The organism is Flavobacterium subsaxonicum WB 4.1-42 = DSM 21790, from assembly GCF_000422725.1.
In the GTDB taxonomy this organism is placed as follows: domain Bacteria; phylum Bacteroidota; class Bacteroidia; order Flavobacteriales; family Flavobacteriaceae; genus Flavobacterium; species Flavobacterium subsaxonicum.
In genome coordinates this window covers 43,969-63,261 of record NZ_AUGP01000029.1, presented here as the reverse complement: position 1 = coordinate 63,261, position 19,293 = coordinate 43,969, and the positions used below count along the sequence as shown (strand labels likewise).

Sequence of the window (19,293 nt, the reverse complement as noted above, 5' to 3'; positions counted from 1 at the left end):
TAAAATCAGTTCTTTGTTAACCTTTGTGCCTCCTTGGCGTAACTTTGTGTAATAACCGCTTTTATGCAACAACCCCTTCCTATAAAAAAACGCATCTTTTTAGATGCCCAATGGCGCAAACTGGTTATGGTTAACTATGCTGTTGACCCCAATATTCTCAAAAAATATTTGCCTTTTGAAACCGAACTCGACATTTGGAATGGTACCTGCTACGTTAGCCTGGTGGGCTTTATGTTTGTAGATACTAAGGTGCTGCGGATGAAGATTCCGTTTCATATTAATTTTGAAGAAATCAATCTTCGCTTTTATGTAAAGTATAAGGAGACTGAGGAATATAAAAGGGGCGTGGTGTTTATAAAAGAGATAGTGCCCAGGCCGGCGCTTACGTTAGTGGCTAATTTGTTGTACCGCGAAAATTATGAGACCCTTAAAACCCGTCACTTGTGGGTTGAGCAGGACGATACCCTTACGGTAGAATACGGCTGGAAAAAAGGGCCGTGGCACAACGTTAAAGTGGTGGCAGATAAAACCGCCGTAGATATTAAACCCGATAGCGAGGAGGAATTTATTACCGAGCATTTTTGGGGATACACTAAAATTAGCGATACCATGACATCTGAATATGAAGTTGCGCACCCACGATGGCAAATTTACCCTATTAGGGATTATGAGGTTAATGTTGATTTTAAAATAGTATACGGGACTGATTTTGCCTTTTTACAGGATGCTAAGCCCGTATCGGTTTACCTGGCCGAAGGTTCAGAGATCTTAGTAAAGCAGGGAGGGAAGATTAAGGTGAAGAAATCTTAATAGACATCAGATAATAGATGATAGACTTGAGATAATAGATAATAGAAATCAGATAATAGATGATAGATTTGAGATAATAGATTTTAGAAGTCAGATTGTTTTATATGCATATCCAAATCCAAATAAAAAGAGGTTTCCATTACGGAAACCTCTTTTAGATTATGCTCAGAAAAATATAAGTTTACCTCCCTAAAATAAGCTTATGCGTTTCGGTAGCATTATCAGATGTTATTTGTACAATATATGTGCCATTAGCAACATTTTGCATACCAACTTCGGTTGTAACGCCATCTGCTTTTAACGATTTTACAAGCTTACCGGTGGCAATATCGTAAATAGATATAGTAACATCGTTACCATGGTTTTGTGCTAGTTGTAAGTTAAACAGGCCGTTAAGCGATGGGTTAGGATACACAAGGCTTTTGCTGTTAACCGCAAAATCTTCGGTGCCTGCAACCGCACAGTTTTCTTGCGATTCAAAAGCGCCAATATCCCTGCGGTTGTTAAATACCGTCATACCCAGCTGGTCGTTAAAGTTATCTGCCGGGTCGCCCATATCGGCACCTATGTTAGGGCAGGTAAGGGCGTGGGTAAAGGTAGCGCCGCCATTATCGGCAAGTGCTGTTAAGCCTGCATTAATAGGGCTTAGCAATGTGCCAACTATGTCGTTGGTTGTATCGTTAAAATCATCTGCGTCATCCATCCCAACAAGGTTATAACCGTTAGACGTTATAAGTCCGTTATCGCTAAATAAATCCCTGCCGCTAATAATAGCAAGGTTACCTGCAACAATTGTATTTTTAATGTTCACGCCAGTTTCGATATTATTATAGATACCGCCTCCGCTAACTGTAGCCGAGTTTAAAGTAATAGTATTGGCATTAACCGTAAGGGTGCCATTGTTGTAGATACCACCACCATTTGCAAGAGCCGTATTGCCCGAAACCGTACTAACCAAAACAGTTGCCGTACCGCCATTTACATGGATACCGCCACCCCTGCCCAACAGGCCTGTAGTAGTATTTGCCGATAGGGTAGAGCTGTTTACTAAAAGCGTACCACCATTATTGTAAATACCACCACCACCATCGGTAGCGGCAATTCCGTTTGCTGTATTGCCGGTAATGCTAACATTGGAAACCGTAAGGGTGCCCAGGGCATTCCATAAACCGCCGCCCTGCCTTGCCGAGTTGCCGCTAACCGTACCGCCGGTAATTGTAGCACTGCCGCCACCTGTAATATGCAGGCCACCACCATTGCCCGGAGGGCCAACAGCGCTGTTGCCGGTAAGGTTTACATTGTTAAGAATAATTGTGCTTGTACCGCTGTTATCTTCTATACCGCCGCCGGCCCTTATAGCCGTGTTACCGCTAATTTCGGTATCTGTAACGCTAAGCTGAGAACCCACATCGTTAAGAATTCCGCCGCCGCTGCCTAAAGTTCCGGTAGCATCGTTATTGCTAATTGTGGCATTAATTATTGTAAGCGTACCGCCGTTAAGGTTGTAAATACCGCCACCACCCTGATCGGCACCAGCACCGGCTGCCGTATTTTCAGATATAGTTGTGCCGTCAATACTCATAGTTCCGGTTCCGTTCCAAAGGCCACCGCCTTCGGCACCGGCCATATTGCCATTTACAGTACCGCCATTAATGGTAACCGTGCCGGCACCTGTAACGTGTAGCCCACCACCATTACCCGGCGATGTATTAGTAGTATTATTGCTTAAGGTTACGTTAGTAAGCGTAACGCTGCCCGCTGCGCCTGAGTTATCTTCTATACCACCGCCTGCACGGTTAGAGGTATTATTGGTTATTACAGCGGCTGTAATGGAAAGGGTGCCGCCAACATCGTTTAGTATACCGCCGCCGCTACCCGCAGTGCCATCGGCAGTGTTATCTGTAATCTCGGTATCGGCATTAATGGTAAGTGTACCGCTAAGGTTGTAAATACCGCCACCACCCTGATCGGCAGCTGCACCACTTGCGGTATTACCGCTAATTTCGGTACCCTGAATAGTCATTGCGCCACTGCCATTCCACAAACCGCCACCTTCGGCAGCCGCTGTGTTATCTGTAACCGTACAGTTATTAATAACCGTATTGCCGGCACCTGTAATGTGCAGGCCGCCACCATTGCCGGGGTTAGCTCCGGTAGTGTTTTCGTTTAATGTTACATTAGTTAACGTAATGGTTGTGCCTGCTCCTGAATTACCTTCTATAGCACCACCGGCCCTGTTAGCCGTGTTGCCGGTAAATTCGCCACCGTTAACGTTAAGGGTGCTGCCAACGCCTGCTAATATAGCGCCGCCGCTGCCTGCTGCCCCGGTAGCATCGTTATTGGTAAAATCAGACTCGTTAATTGTAACCGTGCCGCCTACAGTATATACAGCACCACCGCCCATTCCTGCGGTTGCACCCGCAGCAGTATTGTTGCTGAATGATGCATTGTTGATAAGCACTGTACTGTTAGATGCTAAAATGGCTCCGCCATTATCTGTAGCCGAGCCATTGGTAAAAGCTATATTATTAATAGTAACATTGGTAGCATTGGTAACCTGCAATATTCTTGTAGTGCTGTTGCCGCTAAAGGTAGTCTGGGTGCTGCCGTTACCGTTAATTGTAAGGTTTTTGTCTATTGTAATATCTGATGTTAAGGTAATGGCAGTGCCATTTGTAGATGCATTAAATAGAATTGTAGATCCTGCAGTGGCATCAATAACGGCCTGCCTAAAAGAGCCTGCGCCGCTATTGTTGGTGTTGGTAACGGTTATTGTCTGAGCATTGGCGCCTAACCCAAGCCCGAGACATAAAACCACAACACCTTTTAAAAAAGTAAAGGTTTTTTTCATGATAAAAATTTTAGTTGTTAATTATTTAAAGTTACGAGGGTAAAGCGTTAACGGTTTCGTAAATAACATATTAGAGTTTCTAATCTTGAAAATTATCTACTGTTTGGCCTTACCATTACTGCGATTGAGCCAAAATGTACTACCTTTGGTTTAACAAAACTTTATATAAAAACTATGAAAATAAACTTAAAATCGGGGATAGACAAACTGGTGTTTGGTATGAAAGAGAAAGACGTTAAGGCGCTTTATGGCGAACCTAACCGTGTTTTTAAAGACGATGAGGATAACACCATTTACCTTTACGACGACAAGAAATTAAGGCTTACTTTTTATGCCGATGAAGATGTAAAATTAGGATATATTATTGCCACGCATCCTGACCTTGAATTATTTGGTGGTAAGGTAATAGGTCAAAACTGGGATACCCTTAGGGCAAGCCTAAACAGTACGGCTATATCATCTTTTGAGATTGAGAATTTTGATAGCGAAGACCACTTTTTTAACGAAGCCAACTGGATTATTTTCCGTGTGGAGTTTAATGAAGTTATTCGTGTGGAAATTGGTGCTGCAATAAATAACAAAGACGAGTTTGAGTGGAAGTTTTAAATTTGTTTAAGGTTTAAAGTTTAAAGTTTTTTGATCGTTCTGAACCTGAAGTCACAGCATAAAAAAGGGATTCCAAAATTTTGGAATCCCTTTTTTTATGGTTAGTCGGAGATCTTAAAATCTAAACATCTAACAATCTAATCTGAAATATTATTTGCCTGGCATCATTTCAAGTTCGAATACAAGGGCAGCGTTACCCGGAATTTTTCCGCGTGGTGCACCTTTTTCGCCGTAACCTAAGTGAGACGGAATGAAAACAATAATTTTATCGCCCGGGTTCATTTGCTCAATACCCTCGATAAAGCCCGGTATCATGCCTGTTTTAGTACCAATAGTAAACGGAATTGGCACATAAGCACCTGCTGCATCTTTTTGTGGTATGTAGTTGCCCATAGCTTTAGCAACGTCTGCTTTGCTCGAATCGAATAAGAAACCATCTTCCAGGTAACCAGAATAATCCAGCATTACTGTAGAACCGTCTGCTGCTTTAACACCAGGGCCTTTAGTTAGTACTTTGTATATAAGGCCAGATGGGGTTTTAGTACCGCTTGCTTTAGCTTCGGCAAAAAAGGCAACTTTATCTGTCTTAGCTTTGGCTAAGGCTTCTTCGGCTTTCTTTTTCTCAGCTGCTGCTTTCTCATAGTACTCTTTAAATACTTTAGGGGCATCAAATTTTTTAGCTTCTTTACCTACACGAACAATTTTAACGGTTTTAATCTCGTCTCCCTGTTCTATAAGATTAACCACATCCATACCTTCTATAACGTGGCCAAATACAGTGTGTTTGCCATCAAGGTGCGGGGTAGCTTTATGAGTAATAAAAAACTGGCTGCCATTTGTTGTAGGGCCTGCATTAGCCATACTTAGCACACCGCCGTTATCATGCTTAAGATCTGTAAATTCATCGGCAAATTTGTAACCCGGGCCGCCAGAACCATCGCCTTTAGGGTCGCCGCCCTGTATCATAAAGTCTTTAATAACACGGTGCCATTTTAAGCCATTGTAAAAAGGCTTTCCTTTATATTCGGCACTAACCATATCATTTTTGCCTTCGGCAAGGGTAATAAAGTTAGCTACGGTAAGCGGAGTTTTTTTGTATTCTAATTGTAAGGTGATTTTTCCTTTGTTGGTTTCCATTTCGGCATAAATGCCATCTTCAAGTTTTACGTTCGCCGGGGGCGGAGTGGCCGTATTATTGCACGAAAAGAAAAAAGCTGCTAAGCTTAAAAAAAGACTTGTCATTGGTTTCATTTATATTAAATTAATTCTCTTTTAAAACGCTTTCCGGTTTAATATCGTTAAGGGTAACGGTACAAACAAGCGGTTGGTTAATGCCAATTTTTTTATTGTCGCCATGATAGCCAAAGCCCATGTGCGACGGGAAAAGGAACGTAACTTTTTCGCCCTTGTTCATAAGCTTTATGCCATCGCGCAAGCCCATCATTATGTTTTCTTTATCTACAAGGTACACCTGCGGTCGCAGCTCTGTTTCGCTATAAATAATATTGCCTTTAATATCTTTTACATCATAATCAAAAAAGGCAACATCGCCACGTTTAGGGGTAATGGTATCGGCAGTAACCTCATTTTCATAAAAATACCAGTAGCCTTTGTCAGACGCCAGGTACTTAGTACCGGGGTTGCTTTTTATGATCGAATCTATCTGCGACTCCTCGTTAGCTATAAGTTTCTTATTGCGTTTAATAGACTCTTTCATAAACGTGCCCGACGTGTGCGATATTGGCATACGCGCCTGTGGCTTAGAGCAGCCTGTAATTACAAGCGTCATAAGCAAAAACGTCAATAATATACTCTTTTTCATGGTATCAGTCAATTTTTGTGGTTGCTAAAGTAGCAATAAATTTTTGTATGGTAGCCTCTAAAGACAGCGTACTTTTACCACCGGCGGCATTAATATGCCCGCCACCGCTAAAATGCTCGCGCGCATAAGCATTAACATCAAAATCGCCTTTAGAGCGGAACGATATTTTTATAATGCCCTCGTCTTTATTTTCGGTAAAAAAGGCCGTAAAATTAATGTCTTTCATGCTAAGGCCATAGTTAACAATGCCTTCGGTATCGCCTTTGCTGTGGCCAAAGCTGTTAAGCTCTTCCTGGCTAAGGCTGCTGTACGATGTTTTATAAGCCGGTAACACCTTCATGTTCTGCAAAGCCCTTGCCAAAATTTGTATGCGGTTGTGCGAATGGTTATCAAACAGCAAACTGTGTATGGCGCTGTTATCTATGCCAAGATCTATAAACTCGGCCGCAATGCGGTGCGTGGTGCCTGTGGTAGACTGATAGCGGAACGAACCTGAATCCGTCACAATACCCGTATAAAGGCAGCTTGCAATGGTTTTATTTAAAAGGTTGCTATCGCCCAGACCCTGTATAAAATGGTAGATCATCTCGCACGTAGAGCCATAACTGGTATCGCTAAAGGTTACTGTGGCGTAGGTATCTGGCTTTTGGTGGTGGTCTATCATTACAAACGGAACCGTAAGGCTTTTAAGCACGGCTTCCATGCAATCGCCGGTGCGGCTTAATACATTAAAGTCCAGCGTAAAAACAAGTTCGGCCTCCTTAAGTAATTTAGTGCAGGTTTCTATATCCCTTTCAAAAATTTTAACCGTTTCGCTGGCGGGCAGCCACGCTAAAAAATCAGGAAACTCGTTAGGAACCATTACAACAGGCTGGTGGCCTTTAAGCAGTAAAAAGTGGTATAATCCAAGGGTAGAGCCCATGGCATCTCCATCTGGATTGCGGTGGGGTATTACAACTATTTTTTTTGGCGAAGCCAGTAATTGCTTTACCGTTTCGATATCGTTGGGTGTCATCATGCTGCGAATTTACATCTTTTTCCTTTATAGCCAAATCCTTAAGAAAGGGGCTTTACTAAAAAAGCCCGCAATATGGTTAATTGCAGGCTTTTATAAAGAAGGGTAATATTATAAACCGGTAACTGCTTTTGCTGTATTAACATCAAAGAACAGGCCAGGTAAATCATACGAGTTTTTATCTATAACTAAGTAGTTGTATTTGTTGCTAATAAGGTATTCTTCGCCTTTAGTTTCAAAACCAAGAATGCCTACCAGCTCATACTCGTTAGCAATATCTATAACGTGTATGCAATTCTCCGGGCTGGTACCGTCTCCGCTGCTAAGCATGGCATCTATAATAATATCGGTCTGTGCTTTTTCTTTAGCAGCCTCCTCGTAGCGGTTTAAGGCTTTAAGGCAGTAAATGCGGTACTCTTTCATGTTAATGCTAAAAGGGTAAGCCTGTAACAACGTACCGGTGTAAGCCACAACATTCTCAAAGTCGGCGTTGGTTGGGTCGGCTTTATGCAGGGTCTCTTTTAATTTATTCTGAATACCTTTAAGCTGCGCCTCATCGGTCTTTTTATCCAAAAGGGCAAAACCATAATACAGGTGCCTTCTTTCTTCAATAGTCATACCCGTATCGGCAGCGTTGTAGCGTTTCATTAAATTAGCATAATAGTAAGGCGAATTAGTATCCTTAATATTTTTTTCTATCGATGCGTAATCAGGGCTAACAGTTTCTTGTTGTTGTGCATTGGCTCCTAAAACTAAAAGGAAAGCCAATAGGGTAAAAATCTTTTTCATGGCAGTAATTTTTTGTAGTTTAATATCTGTCTGCTACTATTCTACCATAAAATTACGCACGGTATGCCTTAAGCTTATCTTAATTGGCACTACGTTAATATAACTATACCAAATGTTTAACAATTGGTTTTAAATACGTTAAGACGGACTAAAATGCTTGTTTTTTGTGAATCAATACGTTAGCTAAAATTTGAGTGATTGGAGCGATCGGCTGATATCAAAATAAAAACCGGCTATGTTATAGGCGTTTTTTTCGAGTTCTAAATAATCGTAGTTATTTTCTATAAGCGCCTGTTCGCCATTAAAGTTAAAACCCAGTATGTTGATTATCTCGTACTCGTTAGCCACGCTAATAACATAAAAGCAATTGGTGGTGCTGGTACCATCGCCGGTGCTTAGTATGGCATCTAACACACAGTTAAGCCTGAAATCTTCTTTCAGCAATTCTTCGGTCCTGCCAAGGGTTTTTAAGAAGAAGAGGCGGTACTCGCGAATTTTGATGCTAAAAGGGTCTTCTTTTAAAATTTTATCGCAAAGGGCAATAAGCTTTTCGAGGTCTTTGCGGTTGTGGCTGCCCGGTTTGTTAAGTAGGGTGGTAAGATCTTTATGTGCCTCGGCATTACTGCCATAGGGCGAATATTTTTTAGTAAAGGAATATCCAAAATACAAATGCCGTTTGTCTTCTACCGTAAGGGTGGTATCGGCGCGGTTAAAGCGTTCCAGGAGGGAGTCAAAAAACAGGGGCGAATTTTTATCCTTACTGTTCTTTTCGATAGCCTTGTAATCGGGTTTAACCAATTCATCGGTTTGAGCCTTTGCACCTGCACCCAGCAGAAGCAACAAAACAACTACTAATTTATTCATACAGTAAGGGTTAAGTGCTAAAGGTAAACATTTTTTTAATACGTAACCCCTTTATGATGATGTGATTAGTAGGTTATTTAGGAGAGGTATTTGGTTTATATTGTCTTTTTGTTTTAATGTAAAGCACTATTAAGATAAGGCAAAGTAAAACTACCGCGCCAATAGTATAGTAGAGCGCCTCAATTTTATCAGACAACACTCGTATAGTTACAGTTTGCATTTTTAAGGAGTCGTACTCTTTGGAGTTTATAACTGATTGCATCTCAATTTCATTTGATTGATTTTTGCCTGTAGCATAAAGCGTTTGCAACTCCTGTAATTCAGCTGCTTTAATGGCGCTATGCTTATTAGTTCTGGAGCAAATAGAAACATTAGCTACAATACCGGTATTGTTACGGGTATAGATAAGGTACTTTTCTCCCGGCTTAAAAAATAGATAGTCGCACGTACTGCCAGGATCGGCATAGATGCTTCGTATTTCGTATCCTTTTTCAAGTTGATTTTTATATGATTGTAAAATCTTAACCTTAAAAAGATAAACATGCCCGCCATATACCGAATATAACGATGTGCTGTCTACACTTATAACCTCTACTGTATAAACATCGGCAGACATTTCCCAGCCTTCTTTAACGGTTGGTTTTTCGGCGCAGCTGCATGCAAACGCCTGCAAGGTAAAAAATGCAAACAGCAGTAGTACAAATACTCGCATTGTGTAATTATTGGTTCTTTCAAATATACAGGTTTACCTTAATAGGTATGCATCTAATTATGTAAAAATCTGAAAATCCAATTGCCAAACCATCCAAAAATTTAATATTTTAAAAATCCAAAAATCAAATTTTCAATTTAAGAAAATATAACTATTTTTGCACATGCAACACAACGTACTAATTTTAGATTTCGGGTCGCAATACACACAGCTTATTGCGCGTAGGGTTCGCGAGTTAAACATTTTCTGCGAAATTTTTCCTTACAACAACCCCCCAACAGATTTATCATCATACAAAGCCGTAATTTTATCGGGCAGCCCCTTCTCTGTAAGGGCCGAAGATGCTCCGCATCCTGACCTGACCCAAATTCGCGGTAAACTGCCTTTGCTTGCCGTTTGCTACGGTGCGCAATACCTTGCCCATTTTGATGGCGGAGAGGTTGCGCCAAGCAACATACGCGAGTATGGCCGTGCTAACCTATCTTATATTAAAGAGGGCGAACCGTTTCTGGAAGGCGTTAGCGCTAACAGCCAAGTGTGGATGAGCCATAGCGATACTATTAAAAAACTGCCTACCAATGGCGTTGTGCTTGCAAGCACTAAAGATGTAGCCAATGCCGCTTACAAAATAGAGGGCGAAACTACATACGCTATACAATACCACCCAGAAGTATATCATAGTACCGACGGAAAGCAAATGCTGGAAAACTTTTTGGTAAAAATTGCCGAAGTGCCGCAAAGCTTTACGCCAAACTCTTTTGTGGAGGATATTGTGGCCGAACTTAAGGCTAAAATACAGGACGATAAAGTGGTACTTGGCCTTAGTGGCGGGGTAGACTCTACCGTGGCTGCCGTGCTTTTAAACAAGGCTATTGGCAAAAACCTGTACTGTATATTTGTTAATAACGGATTGCTGCGCAAAGACGAGTTTGAAAGCGTATTGCACCAATATAAAGATATGGGCTTAAACGTGAAGGGTGTTGATGCAGCCGACCGTTTCCTGTCGCAACTTGCGGGCATATCTGACCCTGAAACTAAACGTAAAACTATTGGCCGCGTATTTATCGAGGTTTTTGATGATGAGGCGCACCAGTTAGAAGATGTTAAATGGCTGGCACAGGGTACTATTTACCCCGATGTTATAGAGTCGGTTTCTGTAAAAGGGCCATCGGCTACAATTAAATCGCACCACAATGTTGGCGGTTTGCCCGATTTTATGAAGCTTCAGGTGGTAGAGCCATTGCGTATGCTGTTTAAAGATGAGGTGCGCAGGGTAGGAGCTACATTGGGCATAGACCCGGAGCTTTTAGGCCGCCACCCATTCCCGGGTCCGGGGTTATCTATAAGGATTCTTGGTGATATTACGCCGGAGAAAGTAAGAATATTGCAAGAAGTTGATGCTGTATTTATTAACGGACTTCGCGAGCATGGCCTTTACGATAAAGTTTGGCAGGCCGGTGCTATACTGCTGCCTGTTAACAGTGTAGGGGTTATGGGCGATGAGCGTACGTACGAAAAAGTAGTGGCACTTAGGGCGGTTGAAAGTACCGATGGTATGACAGCCGACTGGGTACATTTACCGTACGAGTTCCTGATGAAAATTTCTAACGAGATAATTAATAAAGTAAAAGGTGTTAACAGGGTTGTGTATGACATAAGCTCTAAGCCACCTGCAACCATTGAGTGGGAATAGATTTTAAGAAGCCGGATACTTGTATCCGGCTTTTTTTTGGCTCACGCCTGTACATATTTAAACGTTAACTGTGGATAATCCGTTAAATTAACGTTTATCAAAATTGAATTTTTGTAGGAATACTGCGGGATTTTAGCATTTAATCGCTTATTATAGTCTTTTAACTGACTGATACTGAATATTTAATATTTAACTATTTTGTTTTGGCTGATATCATAAAATTTTCTTAATTTTACATTTCACAACCTACAATAATTCTCATATCATGAAAAAAAGATGTATTGCTGTAATGGCAATGTTTCTAATGGCGGGTTTTTCGTATGCGCAAAGCGGAGCTTCTAAACCAGCCGATGAAAACATAGAAGAAGTATTTGTTAGCCATACGGTTACAATGGGGGAGACTGTGGTTATGGTTGCCAGAAAATACAAGATTACACCACAGGACGTTTACGAATATAATCCTACCGCGGTAGATGGTCTTAGCCAAAGTATGAGCCTAAAGATACCGATGCACAGAACGGTAGATATGAGTAAGCCTAAAAAGGCTGAAGATAAAATTGAAATGAAGGCAAAAAATACTGATATTGCCTCTGCTGCCAACAAACCAAGTAAACCCGAATCTAAATTAGCCGATTTACCTGCAATTACTGCTGTTACTGCAGCGCCAAGTGCAGTAGCTACAACACCTGTTGCTACTACAGTATCATCTGCACCGGCGAAAACCGTTGCGGCACCTGTTGCTAACGCTAATGTGCCTGGCAGGGTAATTTATACGGTTAAAGGAGACGATACAATTATAGAGATCGCTTACAAGCACAATACATCTGTAGAGGCTATTACGGCCATGAACCAGGAAAAACTGGCTAACGGCCTTGTACCGGGTACCATGCTTGCCATTGTGCCGGGCAGGGAGCTTTATGTTACCCCGCTTGCACCTTTAGAAGATGAAACTGCTGTTGCTGCTGCTGCCGCACCGGTTACCGTTACGCACCACGTTGTTAGTGGCGAAACACTGCATGGGCTATGCCGCAAATACAAAACTACAATACCAGAAATTACTGCTGTAAATCAAAAAGCGTTAAAGCACGGTTTACAGGCGGGGCAAACGCTTAAAATACCGTCTAATACAGCTAAGGCTGCCGAAGATGCTGCCATTGCTGCTGCAACCCCGGTTATTGCTACTCCTGTTGCTGTTACGGCTGAGATTGCTCAAACTCCGGTTGTTGCCGCTCCGGTTGCTGAGGTTAAAGTGCCTGAAGTTGGCCCATTGGCAACGGCTACAGAAACGGCATCAGCAGAGGTTATTACACCGCTTGTTTTAACAGAGGATGAAGCTGAACCCACTGCAACGGGGACAAGCATTGCTGAACGCGTAAAAGTGCAGCACAAAGTACAAAACGGCGAAACGCTTACGGGCCTTGCAAGAAAATACCACACTACAATTGAAGAGATTACCCAATACAATAAAAAGAAGCTTAGAAATGGCTTACAGGCCGGGCAGGTAATTGTTATACCTTCCCCGTCATCTGAAAATTAATATCTAGTACACAATTTGAAATATTTTTTTTTAAAAAAGCCCCGGATTATCAGCCAGGGCTTTTTTTATGGGGCTAAGCGAGAGAATTGAGATATTAGAATTGAGATATTAGAATTGAGATGATAGATAATAGACGCTTTGATAGCACAATTTACCGTAGAGAGGTTACATGAAACGTCTAAAATTAAGCAGCATCTAAATTATGTTGGTTAATTAGAGATATAAATACAAAACGTTTGTAAATAACAGGGTTTGAGTTAGGATATGATCAGTATGGATGTTTAGACGTTGCATGCAACGTCTCTATTGTAGCTGCTAATGTCTATCATCTATTATCTCTCAAAATCTACTTCGTTACATACACCCATCCTACAATAGGTTCAGGGAAATCAGGGTCGTTTAATTCAAGTGCAAAATAGTACGTGCCTGCGGGTACTGTAGTGCCTTCAGAGCCTACTTTTTGTACATCGGCAATACCATCCCAGTCGGCTTTGCTGTGGTCGCCCGTCCATATAAGCGTGCCCCAACGGTTATAAATTTTCATTTTAAAGTTAAGGAACACGTTGCGCAATCCTTCTACAAAAAAGCCATCGTTAATGCCATCTCCGTTAGGGGTAACATAATTAAAGGTAACGGGTGCGCACTTTTTGGTAGACAGCAGGAACGATGCTGTGGTGTGGCAGGTACCATTGTCTAAGCGCACATAAATACGCTCGGGGCTGGTGGTAATAGTATAGTTATTACTGTTGTAAATCTGGTTCAGGTTTTGGTCGGCATCGGGCTGGCTGGTGTAAAACGTAACCACCTCATTGTCATAATTTGTAAGGCTATCGGCATAACCCGAAAAATCGAACGTGCCAATACCAAAGCCGGCATCGCAGTTTACAATATCCTCAGGCTGTTGCAGCACGGGCGATAGCACCAGGCTTGTAGGCAGGGTGTTGGAATTATTGGTTTCGTCCAGCTCTATAACAATACCGTTACCGGAGCCGTCGCCAACATCGTCAACCACAAAAGTAAGGTTAAAATCAAGCGGAATGCCAATAGGTATGGTAAGGGTAATGTAATTGCTCTCGCTCTCGCCAATTTCAATATCTTCAAGGGTTTCGGTATATTCTAAAAACTGTCCGTTAGCATAAATGCTTACAGGTGTTGCGGCAGGCAGCACATCGGTAGCGTTAAAGTTGTTTACGGTATAGTGCACGTGTATAACGCGCGAGTTACACTGCTTGTACACCTCTTCTACCACTACAGTACCATCTGGGAAATAGCAGTCTATGATAATAAGGTTAAAAACGGCGGTATCATAACAGCCATTTTCGTCTTCCAGCCTTACATAAATAGGGTGGTTGGTGGCCGATGAATACGCTTGTGGCAATGTAATATCGTTAGCGCCGGTATCGGCATCGGCCTGGCTTTCATGAAAGGTAACCACATCGGTAGCATTAACCTTAAGCGATTGCAGGTAGCCCGAAAAATCGAAAATACCAATGCCGGAGTGGTTAACAGTTTCGCAGGCGGTAACATCGGCAGGCTGCTGCAATATTGGCGATACCCATAAGCCGACCTGTATGGTAAAACTGTTGTTGGTTTCAATCGTTTCTTCAACGACGTTAGCAGGGTCTACAATAAAGGTAAGATCGAAGTTGAGCGGGACGTTAGCAGGTATTTGCAACAGCAGCTGACCGGGCTGGCTTCCGCCGACAGGTATAGCCGTTTGCAGGGTAAAGGTATTTATAACTACACCATTAATGTACACATTTACAACAGTGCCAACGGGCAAAACATCAAAGCTGTTAAAGTTGTTAATGGTATAATGCACGGTAATATCCCTGGAGTCGCAGGCCTGGTCTATAGTGTTTATAACCACGGTACCATCAGGGAAAAGGCAGTCTTCGGCAATCAGTAAAAACGAGCCAATGCCCAGGCAGCCGTTTTCATCAAAAAGGCGTACAAAAATTTCCTGCGGGTTGCTTGTAGATGGGAACGATGAAATGTTGCCAATGGCATTATCGCCACTCTCGGCTTCGGCTACAGTATAATGAAAAGTAACCACATCGGTAGGGTTGTTTTTAAGCGAATCTTCGTAGGCAGAGAAATCAAAAATACCCACGCCAGAGCCGTTAAAGGTTTCGCAAACCGTAATATCGGCAGGGTTAAGTTCTGGTAGCTGCCAAAGGCTTGTGGTAATCATAACCGAGTTGTTGTTCTCGTTGGTTTCGGTAACAATGCCGCCGGTGCCGTTGCCCAGGTCGTCTACCACAAAAAGCAGCTCTACATCTCCGGTAATGCCCACGGGCATGGTTAGTGTTATACTACCCGGCTCGCTGCCGCCAATAGGTATTGGGCCGGTGGTGGCTGCGGTGGCAATAAGGTCTCCGTCAAGGTATATGGCAATAGGGGTGTTGGCCGGCAGTACATCGGTACTGTTAACGTTATAAACGGTGTAGTCTATCTCTATTATACCCTGGCTGCATATTTTGGTAACCTCGTCTAAAACAATGGTAGCGTCGGGCAGCTGGCTGTTAAGCTTTGTCATAATAGCATTGATCATAACAAAATCCTGACCCGATGTTAGCTGAATTTCGGCACTTTCATCGCCAATGGCAATATAGTTCTGCACATCATACACATCAAGGTCCATATTGTACAGGTTACTGGCGCCTGTAAAGCTGTTAGTGCCGTTAAAGGCATTGTTGGGTTGGTTTAATGGTGGGCTGCTTAATACAGAGCCGTTCATTCTAAGGGTTTCGTTAACCGATATAAAGGCATCGCCCTCCCAGGCAAGAAAGCCTATTTTAGCCCCATCATTATCTATAACATTAAGGCTGGGCAGGGTAATATTAATTTCGTCGGGCACGTTTTGCAGTCCGTCGTACAGGTTAAGCTGGTTAAGGGGCAGGGCATCGTTTTCGTACACCACAATAATGGCCCATCCGCCAAAATTGGTAGCATTGCCGCAATATATATTATTAATATTATCGTTAATAACATCGGTCAGGTCAAAATCAGATACTGTATAGCTGCCATTGCCCTGAGCCAATACTATAGAAGTAACATCGGCAAAGGCGCTAAAATAGTTGCGGCCACTGTAAGAAAGGGCAAAGGTACGTTCGGCAGAAATAGGGTTGCCGTTAAAGGTAATATTAAACTCTCCGGTGCCAGATCCTGCCCAATACAGGTAGGCGGCCAGCATGGTATCGTTAGGAGCAAGGCTTAGCGTAGCGCTGGACGATGTGTTAATGGCACACGGCATTCCAGTACCATTTTCGCCCTGATTTAGGGTGTTACCAAAAAAAGTAAAGTCGTACCGGCCATTAAACTGCTCGTAAAGGCCAATTTGCTGGCCCTTAGCAGTAAAAAAATTAATAAGTACAATAAATAGTAATAGTAACTTTTGTTTCACGGCAGTTAATTTTTTCTAAAATTAACAAAAATAAGGTTAAAGTAAACTTTTTAAGTAAAAACAACAATAAAACACAGCAATGTTATTATTAAATGCCCTTACCAAATTATTTTTTTTATTTTTACCGGACTAAAAAAATATGTTATGAAACTTCCGTTTTTATATTTCGATCCGGGTACCGGTGCACTAATCGTTCAGTTAGTGGTAGCAGGGGCTGCATCGGTAGCTTTATTTTACAAAAGAATTTCGATTAAAGTAAAATCTCTTTTTGGTAAAAAAGAAGAGCAGGACTTAATGGGCAATATAGATATAGAAGATAATAAAACCAATGACGGAGACAACAAATAGGCACGCATCTTCTTTTCGCGACCCATCGGGCTATATTTTAGTTAAAGATGGGGTAGTTTTTAGAAACATTAATCCCGTTTATTTTAACCAGTACCAGTCGTTAACCAATAGTGGCTTTTATAAAAAGCTGTTTGACAGCGGACTGCTGGTAAAGCACACCGAAGTAGCAGCCGATGCCAGCCATGTGCTTATACAGCCGGAAAATATCCCGTTTTTTTCGTACCCGTACGAGTGGAGCTTTACACAATACAAGCATGCGGCACTGCACACGCTTAAACTGCAAAAGTACTGCCTGCAAAACGGTTATACCCTAAAAGATGCCACGGCCTTTAATATTACCTTTAACAATGGTGCGCCGGTTTTTGTAGATACGCTGTCTTTTGATGTATATACCGAAGGCGAACCCTGGAGGGCTTACAAACAGTTTTTAATGCACTTTTTTGGGCCGTTACTGCTTGCCAAATATTATGGTAACGACATGCTTAAAACCCTGCAGCAACATATAGATGGTATGCCTTTGCAAAAGGTGGCCAAACTGTTGCCGTTTACTGCGCGTTTTAATGCTACGGTATACACCAATATTTTTTTAACGGCCAAGTACGATGCCAAATACAGCAGCGACGAAGGCGGTACCGAAAAGAAAGTAAACATACCTAAGGCGAGCCAGCTAAAAATTATCGACTCGCTTTACAATTATATAAAAGACCTTACCCTTAACGAAAAAACCGAGTGGAAGGACTACTACGCCATTACTAATTATGATGCCGAGGCTTTTGAACATAAAAAGCAGCTGGTTAAAAAATGGTACCAGTCTATAGGTGGACAAAAGGTAGTAGACCTTGGGGGTAACGATGGTACTTTTTCGCGTGTTTTAAAAGATGATGCCAAAGAGATTTTAGTTACCGATATAGACCCTAACGCCGTAGATTACAACTACCAGCAGGTGCTTAAAAATAAAGAGCACAACCTGCTGCCCCTGGTTAGCGATTTGCTTAACCCGGCACCCGGCATTGGCTTTAATAATAAAGAGCGCGCACCCTTGCAGGAGCGTATTGCCAATAATAAATACGATGTTGCCCTTGCGCTGGCGCTAATTCATCATATCTCGTTATCGGGTAATGTGCCGTTTGCTATGTCGGCGCAAATGTTTGCCTCCCTAACGCCATACCTTATTATCGAGTTTCCGGACAGGGAAGACTCGTGGGTTAGTTTCCTGCTAAAAAGCAAGCGCGAGTTTGCCGAATATTTTGACTACTACAACCGCGATAATTTTGAAAAAGATTACGCCCAATTTTATACCGTAATAGAAAAACAACAAATACCCAATACCCACAGAACGCTATACTTACTAAAACGAAAGTAACCACATGATAGAAAAGCAAAGGCAAAAAATATTGGGTTTTATAAACGCACCTAAAGATGTACCGCTGCTTGCCGGTTTTAGTGTTGGGGTTTATATGGTATTATTTTATTATGCCCAAAATTACAGCCTGGCTAACTCCTGGCAGCAATTGCTTTATCTGGCAGGCTACTATGCTATATTGCCGGCGGTGGTGTTATTTGCAGCCTACAAAATTGTGGGGTTTACTCCGTTTAAAGCCTATCAAAAAAATATTTTGTTTGTAGGTATGATAGCTTTTTTAAGCTATTATATTATAGAGATCGTGCATGTGCCGCTATCTAAAAAAGTGGCGCTTGCGGGTATAATTGGCTTAAGTGCCATTGTATCTTTCTGGTTTAAACAGTACTATAAATTGTTTGTTATACTGCTATTATTTTTATCGTTGTTTAATTTGTATGCAGTTACGGGTATTATTGTAAGTACCGAGACAGCTTCTGCCGAATGGCAAAAACTACCCGATACTATAGACAAAGCGGTATTTAAGCAAAAGCCCAATATTTATTACATTCAGCCGGATGGCTACACCAATGCAGAGAATTTAAAGGGCGATAATTACAAGTTTGACAATTCTGATTTTGATGGTTACCTTAAGCAATCGGGTTTTAAGGTTTATGACGGTTTTAGGTCTAATTACCACACTACGCTGTTGTCTAACTCGTCTATGTTTGCCATGCAGCACCATTATGCGCAGGAAGATATGGACCCGTACAACGCCAGGAACGTTATTATTGGCAACAACCCAGTGCTTAGGGGGCTTAAAAGCAATGGCTACACAACTAGCTTTATTACAGAGCGGCCTTACCTTATAATCAACAGGCCAAAAATGGGTTACGATTTTTGTAATTTTGATTATAACGAGTTGCCGTATTTTCAGGATGGCTGGTCGTCGCAACGCGATGTTACCGCCGACCTTAGATTGCAAATAAACAAAAATAAAAAAACGGGTAATTTTTACTTTATCGAAAAAATGACACCCGGGCATATTAATAACAATGCGCCATCATTAGGTATTGATGGCGAACGCGCTGCTTATCTTGAGCGTATTAAAGAGGCCAACATCTGGCTTAAAGAAATACTTAGCCTTATTACAAAAGCCGATCCCAATGCTATTGTAATTGTTGGTGCCGATCATGGTGGTTTTGCCGGTTTTGAGTATATGGGCAAAACAGAAAATCTTATAACCGATACCAAACTCAACAAATCGATGTATGGTGCCCTGCTGGCCATTAAATGGAACAACCCCGCTTATAACGACTATGATGCCGATTTAAAAACATCGGTAAACCTGTTTAGGACGGTGTTTGCTGTGCTTTCGGAAGATAAAGATTATCTTAAAAATTATCAGCAAAACAACAGCTACATGCGTACGCTAAGGCCATCGGGTGTATACAAATACATTAATAATGCAGGGCAGCCTGTAATAGAAGCCGTAAAATAA

Annotated in this window: 15 protein-coding genes; 7 read left to right on the top strand and 8 right to left on the bottom strand. The window is 41.9% G+C overall.

Features of this window, described 5'->3' with window-relative positions:
- Positions 1-63: 63 nt before the first annotated feature.
- The gene (locus G509_RS0110020; protein ID WP_026991410.1) at positions 64-810 is read left to right on the top strand and encodes a YqjF family protein; all 747 of its coding nucleotides are present in this window, start codon (positions 64-66) and stop codon (positions 808-810) included.
- 181 nt (positions 811-991) lie between these two features.
- Here G509_RS0110020 and G509_RS0110015 read toward each other — a convergent pair whose 3' ends face one another.
- The gene (locus G509_RS0110015; protein WP_026991409.1) at positions 992-3,661 is read right to left on the bottom strand and encodes a beta strand repeat-containing protein; all 2,670 of its coding nucleotides are present in this window, start codon (positions 3,659-3,661) and stop codon (positions 992-994) included.
- Between the two features lie 174 nt (positions 3,662-3,835).
- Here G509_RS0110015 and G509_RS0110010 point away from each other — a divergent pair, with 174 nt between their 5' ends.
- A complete protein-coding gene (locus G509_RS0110010) occupies positions 3,836-4,267 on the top strand; it encodes a hypothetical protein (RefSeq protein ID WP_026991408.1) in 432 nt (143 codons plus the stop codon).
- A 150-nt stretch (positions 4,268-4,417) separates the two neighbouring features.
- On the opposite strand, the gene G509_RS0110005 is transcribed toward G509_RS0110010, so the two are convergent.
- The 6 genes from G509_RS0110005 to G509_RS0109975 all read right to left on the bottom strand — a co-directional run bounded on the left by G509_RS0110005 (position 4,418) and on the right by G509_RS0109975 (position 9,469).
- Entirely contained in the window at positions 4,418-5,518 is a 1,101-nt protein-coding gene (locus G509_RS0110005) for a peptidylprolyl isomerase (RefSeq protein ID WP_026991407.1), read from the bottom strand.
- A gap of 10 nt (positions 5,519-5,528) precedes the next feature.
- Positions 5,529-6,089, bottom strand: a complete 561-nt coding sequence (gene gldI, locus G509_RS0110000) for a gliding motility-associated peptidyl-prolyl isomerase GldI (RefSeq protein WP_026991406.1) — start codon at positions 6,087-6,089, stop codon at positions 5,529-5,531.
- A gap of 4 nt (positions 6,090-6,093) precedes the next feature.
- Positions 6,094-7,107: a DHH family phosphoesterase gene (locus G509_RS0109995; RefSeq protein WP_026991405.1), complete on the bottom strand. Its 1,014-nt coding sequence runs from the start codon at positions 7,105-7,107 to the stop codon at positions 6,094-6,096.
- Positions 7,108-7,215: 108 nt separating this feature from the next.
- Positions 7,216-7,893 (bottom strand): DUF4919 domain-containing protein, encoded by a 678-nt coding sequence (locus G509_RS22845; RefSeq protein WP_026991404.1) that lies wholly within the window; start codon positions 7,891-7,893, stop codon positions 7,216-7,218.
- Positions 7,894-8,076: 183 nt separating this feature from the next.
- Positions 8,077-8,757, bottom strand: coding sequence for a DUF4919 domain-containing protein (locus G509_RS0109980; RefSeq protein WP_026991403.1), 681 nt, complete (start codon positions 8,755-8,757; stop codon positions 8,077-8,079).
- 73 nt (positions 8,758-8,830) lie between these two features.
- On the bottom strand, positions 8,831-9,469 hold the full coding sequence (locus tag G509_RS0109975) for a hypothetical protein (protein WP_026991402.1): 639 nt from the start codon (positions 9,467-9,469) through the stop codon (positions 8,831-8,833).
- 163 nt (positions 9,470-9,632) lie between these two features.
- Between G509_RS0109975 and guaA the strand changes: the two genes are divergently transcribed.
- The gene (gene guaA, locus G509_RS0109970; protein WP_026991401.1) at positions 9,633-11,162 is read left to right on the top strand and encodes a glutamine-hydrolyzing GMP synthase; all 1,530 of its coding nucleotides are present in this window, start codon (positions 9,633-9,635) and stop codon (positions 11,160-11,162) included.
- Positions 11,163-11,427: 265 nt separating this feature from the next.
- Positions 11,428-12,699, top strand: coding sequence for a LysM peptidoglycan-binding domain-containing protein (locus G509_RS0109965; RefSeq protein WP_026991400.1), 1,272 nt, complete (start codon positions 11,428-11,430; stop codon positions 12,697-12,699).
- A gap of 346 nt (positions 12,700-13,045) precedes the next feature.
- Here G509_RS0109965 and G509_RS22840 read toward each other — a convergent pair whose 3' ends face one another.
- On the bottom strand, positions 13,046-16,105 hold the full coding sequence (locus G509_RS22840) for a T9SS type B sorting domain-containing protein (protein ID WP_051200114.1): 3,060 nt from the start codon (positions 16,103-16,105) through the stop codon (positions 13,046-13,048).
- A gap of 144 nt (positions 16,106-16,249) precedes the next feature.
- On the opposite strand from G509_RS22840, the gene G509_RS0109955 reads away from it, so the two are divergent.
- From G509_RS0109955 to G509_RS0109945, 3 genes are read left to right on the top strand one after another with little or no spacing between them, the layout of a single operon-like run.
- Positions 16,250-16,453, top strand: a complete 204-nt coding sequence (locus tag G509_RS0109955) for a hypothetical protein (protein ID WP_026991399.1) — start codon at positions 16,250-16,252, stop codon at positions 16,451-16,453.
- The gene (locus G509_RS0109950; RefSeq protein WP_026991398.1) at positions 16,434-17,816 is read left to right on the top strand and encodes a class I SAM-dependent methyltransferase; all 1,383 of its coding nucleotides are present in this window, start codon (positions 16,434-16,436) and stop codon (positions 17,814-17,816) included. Before G509_RS0109955 ends, G509_RS0109950 begins: the two co-directional genes overlap by 20 nt.
- Positions 17,817-17,820: 4 nt before the next feature.
- Positions 17,821-19,293 (top strand): alkaline phosphatase family protein, encoded by a 1,473-nt coding sequence (locus G509_RS0109945; RefSeq protein ID WP_026991397.1) that lies wholly within the window; start codon positions 17,821-17,823, stop codon positions 19,291-19,293.